This is a genomic window from uncultured Streptococcus sp. (assembly GCF_905372115.1).
Taxonomy (GTDB): Bacteria; Bacillota; Bacilli; order Lactobacillales; family Streptococcaceae; genus Streptococcus.
Window position 1 is genome coordinate 46053 of the sequence record NZ_CAJPNR010000012.1, and the last position, 7736, is coordinate 53788.

Genomic DNA, 7736 nt, shown 5'->3' on the forward strand with positions numbered 1-7736 from the left:
TGATATTCTATGATAAATTGGAGGTATTGTCTCTTGATTGATAAAGAAATCATTTCTGATATTAAAAACAGCGTCAATATCGTCGATGTCATAGGAGAAACAGTGGCCTTGACTAAGGCCGGGCGGAATTATCTGGGACTCTGTCCCTTTCATGGCGAAAAGACGCCCTCTTTTAACGTTGTAGAGGACAAGCAGTTTTATCACTGTTTTGGCTGCGGCAAGTCGGGCGATGTCTTCAAATTCATTGAAGATTATCGAGGCGTTTCCTTTATGGATGCTGTGCAGATTGTAGCAGAACGGGCAGGGATTCCTTTGGCTGTGGAGACAGTGGGCAATGACCGACCGAGACAAAGCCATCCGCATCAGGCTCTCTACGATATCCATACCGAGGCAGCGAAATTTTACCATGCGGTCCTGATGACGACCAAGATGGGAGAGGAAGCGCGGGCTTATCTCTACCAGCGGGGGCTGACAGATGATGTTCTTAAGCATTTTCAAATTGGGCTGGCTCCTAATGAGGGGAATTATCTTCATAAGAGTATGGCCGGCAAGTTTGATGAGAATACCATCATGAACTCGGGTCTCTTTAATCTTGCGGAGAATAATTTGGTCTATGATGCCTTTCAGAACCGGATTATGTTTCCCCTGACCAATGACAGTGGGCAGGTTGTAGCCTTTTCCGGGCGGATTTGGCAGGCAACGGCCTCAGACGGCCATCAGGCCAAGTACAAAAACAGTCGTAGCACCGCTATTTTCAATAAAAGCTACGAGCTCTATCATCTGGATAAGGCCAAGCCGGTTATCAAGAAGAGCCATGAGGTTTATCTGATGGAAGGCTTTATGGATGTGATTGCGGCTTATCGGGCCGGGATTGAAAATGCAGTTGCCTCGATGGGAACAGCTCTGACGCCTGAGCATGTTCAGCATCTGAGTAAGTATTGCAAGAAGATTATCCTGTCTTACGATGGAGATAGGGCAGGGCAGGCAGCGACTGCTAAGGCTTTAGATGAGCTGAGAGATATGACGGTGGAAATTGTTCGGATTCCCGATAATTTGGATCCGGATGAGTTTCTCGCTAAAAATTCTGAGGAAGACTTGCAGCATTTGCTGAGTAAAACGCGAATAAGTAATGTGGAGTTTCTGCTGCATCATCTGAAACCAGATAATATTGAAAATCTACAGGCTCAGATTGAGTTTGTAGAGAAGATGGCGCCGATTATTGCGAAGACCAAGTCCATCACAGCTCAGAACTCCTATATTTACATGCTGGCTGAGTTGCTGCCGGACTTTGACTATCAGCAGGTGGAGCAGACGGTAAATAACAGCCGTCTGGCTGAGCGATCTAGTCGCAGTCAGGAGGCGCCGATTCAGCAGTCTCAGCCAGTCGTCATGCAGTTTTCGCCGTCGAACCGGCTGACTCGTCTCATGAGGGCGGAAAATCATATCTTCCACCGCATGATACATCATCCTTTGATTTTGAACCAATACCGTCTTAGAGAAGACTTTGTCTTTGACTCGGAGGACTTGCAGGTCTTGTATGAAATTTTGCTGGCAAATGGCGAGGTGACACCGCAGGATTTGTCCCAACTGCCAGATCATGTCCAGCAGGCTTGGTACCGGGTCTTGGAAGAAGACTTGCCGGATGAGGTTTTGGAAGATGAATTGAAAGAAGTGGAAGAAACCAGAGAGCGGGAGATTTTGCGCAAGCATAATCAGTTTATTAGTAAGAAGATTCGAGAAGCCTCTCACAGCGGAGATACGGATACAGCCCTGTCCGAGCTAGAGCGCTTGATTGAGCAAAAAAGAAGAATGGAGTAGGAATGGCTACAAAACAAAAAGAAGTAACAACATTAGACGTTCAAATTGCAGAATTTATCCGCAACCACAAGCAGACAGGGGTTGCGACAGATGATGAAATCAATGACCAGCTGGTTATTCCTTTCACTTTGGACGCTGATGGGATTGAGGATTTGCTGCAGCGTATTCAGGATGCTGGCATCTCAATTACAGATAAGGAAGGAAATCCCAGCGCGCGCGTCTTAAATAACGAAGAGGAAGAAGCAGAGCTGACGGATGAAGAGCTCTTAGGCAGCAATTCAGCTAAGGTCAATGACCCAGTTCGTATGTATCTGAAAGAAATTGGGGTTGTGCCCCTTCTCAGCAATGAAGAAGAGCAGGAGCTGGCTATCTTGGTAGAGCAGGGAGACTTGGAAGCCAAGCAGCGTCTGGCCGAGGCCAATCTTCGTCTGGTTGTTTCCATTGCCAAGCGCTATGTCGGCCGTGGTATGCAGTTCCTTGACTTGATTCAAGAAGGAAACATGGGACTGATGAAGGCTGTTGATAAGTTTGACTACACCAAAGGATTTAAGTTTTCAACTTATGCGACTTGGTGGATTCGTCAGGCCATTACCCGTGCGATTGCTGACCAAGCTCGGACCATTCGGATTCCGGTCCACATGGTGGAAACCATTAACAAGCTAGTCCGTGAGCAACGTAATCTCTTGCAGGAATTGGGGCAAGACCCAACACCAGAGCAAATCGCTGAGCGAATGGATATGACACCTGACAAGGTTCGTGAGATTCTCAAGATTGCTCAGGAGCCGGTTTCTCTGGAGACGCCTATCGGTGAGGAAGATGACAGCCATCTGGGTGACTTTATCGAAGATGAAGTGATTGAAAATCCAGTCGACTATACAACTCGTGTCGTCCTTCGTGAGCAGCTGGATGAGGTCTTGGATACGCTGACAGACCGCGAGGAAAACGTCTTGCGTCTGCGCTTTGGTCTGGACGATGGAAAAATGCGGACACTGGAAGATGTCGGCAAGGTCTTCAATGTAACTCGCGAGCGGATCCGCCAGATTGAAGCCAAGGCTCTGCGTAAACTCCGCCACCCAAGCCGCAGCAAACCACTTAGAGACTTTATCGAAGATTAAGAACTGAAAAGCAGCGAGGGACAAAAATCTTTCAGCAGGAAGCATCAAGTCGGCAATCCTAGCTGAAAACAAAAGCCCCTCGAGCTAACTTGAAATTTCTGCTATATCTATAAGGAGGATATTGCATGTCAGAAAAAAAATACAGCCCTGAAGAAGTTGAAAAAATCAAAACGCGTATTTTAGAGAGCTTGGAGCAGGTTATTGACCCAGAGCTGGGGATTGATATTGTCAATCTAGGTCTAATCTATGAAATCCGTTTTGACGAGACCAATGGGGAAACGGAAATCGATATGACCCTGACAACCATGGGATGCCCTCTGGCGGATCTTCTGACTGACCAGATCTATGATGCCATGTCTGATGTTCCAGAGGTTACCAAGACGGATGTTAAGTTGGTTTGGTACCCAGCTTGGACGGTAGAAAAGATGAGCCGCTATGCTCGGATTGCTTTGGGGATTCGCTAAGAACTGATAGTAAGTGTTGGCCTGCTGCGTGCAGGCTTTTGCTTTTTTTAGCAGATTCTGTTATAATGTTCCTATTGTCTTGGGGTCGTTACGGATTCGACAGGCATTATGAGGCACATTTTGCAACCCATCTAGCGGATGTAAAACGCCAGTTAAATATAACTGCAAAAAATAACAATTCTTACGCTTTAGCTGCCTAAAAACCAGCCAGCGTGACCCGATTCGGATTGCTTGTGTCTGATGACAGGTCTTATTATGAGCAAGCTACGGCAAAATCTGGTCTAGGGATTTTGCAAGAGATTGATAGACTCGCTTGACTTGGGCTTGAGCTATGTGTCAAAGTTAAGTCAAACCAATACATAGCCTATGGTTGTAGACAAATGTGTTAGCAGGTGTTTGGACGTGGGTTCGACTCCCACCGGCTCCATTATTTTAAAGTCCTTCTAAAACGTTGAGAAATCAGCGTTTTTTGCTTTTACAATGTCCAGGAAATCTTGATTTCTATCTGAAAAAGTAATACAATGATGTTAGTGATGACAAAGGAAATATTTGTATTTCTATTGGGTTGATTTCATAAGTATTAAGGGAAATTTGATATGAGTTTTTTTAAGAATCTGTTTGGTAAGAAGCGAGAGCAAGAAGAAGAGAAAGTAGAAAAGGTGGAAGAATCAGTGCTTGATGTGCCTGCTGAGGATCCTTTTCCGAGTGAGTGGGGCTCTTTCTCAACCTATATAGATGACAAGTTGGCTAGTATCCGTCTGAATCTAGCTCTTGCTGATGAGGCACCCTATCCTCTATACGCCTATGCTATGAGGCTCAAGGTAACGCTCCTCCAGTACGATGGGGAGACAGGTTTTCCATCTAGTGATGAGTTTAAAGAGCTGAATGTGATTGAGGACCAGCTTTCTGAGGCTTTGGGCCAGGTCGGTGGCATTCATGTTGGTGTGATTACAACAGATGGAAATATTGAGTTTTACTACTATCTGCAAGACAAGAAAAGCCATCTGGAGCCGATTGCAAACGTGATGCGCGACTTTCCAGACCGCCGCTATGACTCGGCAACCTTGGAAGACGAGGAATGGAATCAGTACTTTGACTTTCTCTATCCTAATGAATACGAGTATCAGACCATTCTCAACCAGCGGGTCTGGTACCAGCTGGAGCAGGACGGCGATGACCATAGTCAGGAGCGCGAGATTGACCATTGGGCCTATTTCGCGTCAGAGGAAGATCGAGATGGTTTCCTAAAGGAAGTCGAAGAACTGGGCTATAGCCTCGTATCAGCTGAAAAGATAGAAGATGCTGACAAACCATATCAGCTGCATGTGATTCGTATGGATACGACAGAAATCTTTGATTTGAACCAGAATGTTTGGACTTTAGTCGAATTTGTGAAAAAATTTAACGGAAACTATGGCGGTTGGGGCTGTAATGTGGTATAATGGTTAAAGTTTTGAGAAAGCTGGGCTTTCTCTTTTGTGGAAGATTACTCAAGAGGCTTAAGAGGCTGTGTTGGAAACGCAGTAGGCGTGTAAAAGCGTGCGTGGGTTCGAATCCCATGTCTTCCGTCATAAGATGCAAGAAACGCTGTTTGGCGTTTTTTCTATTTGTAAAAGAGGCATGAAAGTAAGGCGATTCTTTTTGAATATGAATATCTTTGGAAATACTTGAAAACAATTTCAGCAAAAAAAATAAGTAATTTATTGTTCATTTTATATAATAGTGTGGTAAAATGGGTTTAATGGATTTTTAAAAAGGATATAAATTAAAGGGAGAATTATGTTTTTTAAACGTCAAAAAGGTAAGTACCACGAAGTAGAGCGTGTGACTCGTTTTAAGCTGATTAAATCGGGTAAGCATTGGCTGCGTGCTGCGACATCACAGTTCGGCCTTTTTAGATCAATGAAGGGGGGAGGCCTTTCATCGATCGAGCTCAAGGTAACGGAAGAACAAGTTACCGATAAAAAGAGCGGCATAGACTTTTTGAGGGGTATTGTCGCCACAGGGGCCGTGCTGGGCGGAGCTGTTGTGACAAGTACAACTGTTCATGCAGAAGACGGTCAGGCTCTGGAAAAGGTCATTGATACGACAGACGTTTTAGCGACACGTGGTGAAACAGTTTTAGGAGAAGAAAGCAGTGCTACTGAAGCAGCAACTGCAACGGCAAGCTCACATACTGAGTCAGAGTCTGTATCAGATACATCCTCAGCCAGTGCCAGTGCTTCTGTCAGTGCATCTATCTCTGCCAGCATCTCAGCTTCAGAGTCAATGTCACAGTCTAGCTCTGCCTCTATCAGTGCCAGCACATCTCAAGCAGTCTCAGATTCCTTAAGTGTATCTGAGTCTCTTTCAGTGTCTTCAAGTACATCTGATTCGGTTAGTGCAAGCACTAGTGCGTCCGCTAGTGCATCAGAGTCAGTCTCAGCCAGTCAGACATCTACCACCTCTACATCAGAGAGTGCTAGATCCAAAAGCAGCCAGCAGTCGACAGAAGCTTCTAGCCAAACTAGACGTAGAAGAACGCGTCGGGATGTAACGGACTCAGGTCCTAATGTCGAATATCGTGATATTAAAGGCGATATGATTCAAGGTGTTACTACAAGTTTTGATGATGTTAATCGACTTTTGACTTGGACGATAACCCTTACACCAAGACAGGTAAAGACTAACCTCGGTGCACTTGTATCTATCAGTGGCAATCAGGAAACTCGTACAGTGACGATTAATGGTAAAAATGCTGCAAATGGTGGAGTTTACAATTCAGGTGGTGCTTGGAATCTATATACAGGTGAATCTGTCAGCGATAATATTCTAAGAATTACTACGCGCGTAAATGATGCTGGTGGTGAAGTCAAGCTAGGCCTCCGCTTAGTAACTAGCGATAAGAAAATTACCAATAAAAATCTACCGCTTGAGTTTGAACAAGTTGCTGCTACGACAAATGGAAGTTGGGATAAGGCAGGATTTAATACAACTATTGCGGAAAAGGATACGGAAGCTCCCCAAGTGAAATCTGGGGATTATGTAGTATACCGTGGTGAATCCTTTGAATTTTATGTAGAAACCACTGATAATAGCGGTCAAGTTAATAGAGTTGTCATCCGAAATGTTGAAGGTGGTCCTAATAGTACTTACCTTTCTCCCAATTGGGTACAATATTCGACAGAGAATCTTGGCCAGCCTGGTAATGCTACCGTAGATAATCCTCTAAGAACTAGAATGTTTGGATTGGTTCCTACAGATACAGTTATTGGTCATTATACTCGTTATATAGTTGCGTGGGACCCTTCAGGGAATGCCACTTCAATGGTGGATAATGCTAATCGGAATAGACTTGAAAGATTTCTCCTTACTGTTAAAAGTCAAAATGAAAAGTACGACCCTGCGGATCCGACAATAACGTATGTAAATAATCTTTCTAATTTATCTACAAATGAAAGGAATGCTGTAGCTGCAGCGGTAAGAGCAGCAAATCCTGATATACCAGCTGCCGCTACGATTACTGTTTCTGCAAACGGAACAGTCACCATTACTTATCCAGACAATTCTACAGATACTATTACTGCAAATAGAGTAGTAAAAGATCTTGCATCAAGTCGTTCGGCTTTAACATCAGCTTCTACATCCGCTTCGACCAGTGCTTCTGTGTCGGCTAGTACCTCAGCGTCCCTTAGTGCATCGACCTCAGCGAGTCAGTCTATTGTAGATAGTAAATCTGCTTCTGTAAGTGCATCAACCTCTGCCAGCACGTCTGCCTCGACGAGCGCATCAGTATCTGCAAGTACGTCCGCTTCAACGAGCGCGTCAGTTTCTGCAAGTACGTCTGCTTCAACGAGTGCATCCGTAAGTGCAAGTACGTCTGCCTCGACGAGTGCATCTGTAAGTGCAAGTACCTCAGCCTCAACGAGCGCCTCAGTAAGTGCCAGCACATCCGCTTCAACAAGCGCCTCAGTAAGTGCCAGCATGTCCGCTTCGACTAGCGCGTCTGTGTCTGCAAGTACGTCTGCGTCCACGAGCGCATCCGTATCAGCAAGTACGTCTGCTTCAACGAGCGCGTCAGTGTCTGCAAGTACCTCAGCTTCAACGAGTGCGTCCGTATCAGCAAGCACATCTGCTTCAACGAGTGCGTCCGTGAGTGCCAGCACCTCAGCGTCCACGAGCGCATCCGTATCCGCAAGTGCGTCTGCATCGACAAGTGCGTCCGTATCAGCAAGCACGTCTGCCTCCACGAGTGCATCAGTAAGCGCAAGTACGTCCGCGTCAACAAGTGCGTCAGTAAGTGCAAGCACGTCTGCTTCCACGAGTGCGTCAGTAAGCGCAAGTACGTCCGCATCAACTA

General features: G+C 45.6%; 5 protein-coding genes, 1 tRNA gene, 1 other RNA gene and 3 pseudogenes. 8 read left to right on the forward strand and 2 right to left on the reverse strand.

Annotation, left to right across the window (positions count from 1 at the left end):
- The first annotated feature begins 33 nt into the window (after nt 1-33).
- From dnaG to QZ169_RS05265, 7 genes and pseudogenes are all read left to right on the forward strand, one after another.
- Nucleotides 34-1818, forward strand: a complete 1785-nt coding sequence (dnaG, locus tag QZ169_RS05235; protein ID WP_295505197.1) for a DNA primase — start codon at nt 34-36, stop codon at nt 1816-1818.
- Between the two features lie 2 nt (nt 1819-1820).
- Nucleotides 1821-2933: an RNA polymerase sigma factor RpoD gene (gene rpoD / locus QZ169_RS05240; protein ID WP_002897871.1), complete on the forward strand. Its 1113-nt coding sequence runs from the start codon at nt 1821-1823 to the stop codon at nt 2931-2933.
- A gap of 125 nt (nt 2934-3058) precedes the next feature.
- Entirely contained in the window at nt 3059-3397 is a 339-nt protein-coding gene (locus QZ169_RS05245; protein WP_002895943.1) for a metal-sulfur cluster assembly factor, read from the forward strand.
- Between the two features lie 81 nt (nt 3398-3478).
- Nucleotides 3479-3827: a transfer-messenger RNA gene (gene ssrA, locus QZ169_RS05250) on the forward strand.
- Between the two features lie 166 nt (nt 3828-3993).
- A complete protein-coding gene (locus QZ169_RS05255; protein WP_125348483.1) occupies nt 3994-4839 on the forward strand; it encodes a DUF695 domain-containing protein in 846 nt (281 codons plus the stop codon).
- A gap of 38 nt (nt 4840-4877) precedes the next feature.
- A tRNA-Ser gene (locus tag QZ169_RS05260) sits at nt 4878-4965 on the forward strand.
- 211 nt (nt 4966-5176) lie between these two features.
- Nucleotides 5177-5416 (forward strand): annotated as a pseudogene (locus tag QZ169_RS05265) (accessory Sec-dependent serine-rich glycoprotein adhesin); the annotation flags it as partial.
- Nucleotides 5417-5457: 41 nt separating this feature from the next.
- Here QZ169_RS05265 and QZ169_RS05270 read toward each other — a convergent pair.
- Entirely contained in the window at nt 5458-5703 is a 246-nt protein-coding gene (locus QZ169_RS05270; RefSeq protein ID WP_002921709.1) for a hypothetical protein, read from the reverse strand.
- A 274-nt stretch (nt 5704-5977) separates the two neighbouring features.
- Here QZ169_RS05270 and QZ169_RS11555 point away from each other — a divergent pair.
- Nucleotides 5978-6970: pseudogene (locus QZ169_RS11555) on the forward strand (sialoglycan-binding domain-containing protein); the annotation flags it as partial.
- Nucleotides 6971-7089: 119 nt separating this feature from the next.
- Here the strand turns inward: QZ169_RS11555 and QZ169_RS05280 are convergent.
- A pseudogene (locus QZ169_RS05280) lies at nt 7090-7736 on the reverse strand (hypothetical protein); the annotation flags it as partial.

Bases quoted from the DNA above. Each gene is read 5' to 3' on its own strand.
- rpoD (WP_002897871.1), top strand. From the start codon at position 1,821: ATGGCTACAAAACAAAAAGAAGTAACAACATTAGACGTTCAAATTGCA.
- QZ169_RS05245 (WP_002895943.1), top strand. From the start codon at position 3,059: ATGTCAGAAAAAAAATACAGCCCTGAAGAAGTTGAAAAAATCAAAACG.
- QZ169_RS05255 (WP_125348483.1), top strand. From the start codon at position 3,994: ATGAGTTTTTTTAAGAATCTGTTTGGTAAGAAGCGAGAGCAAGAAGAA.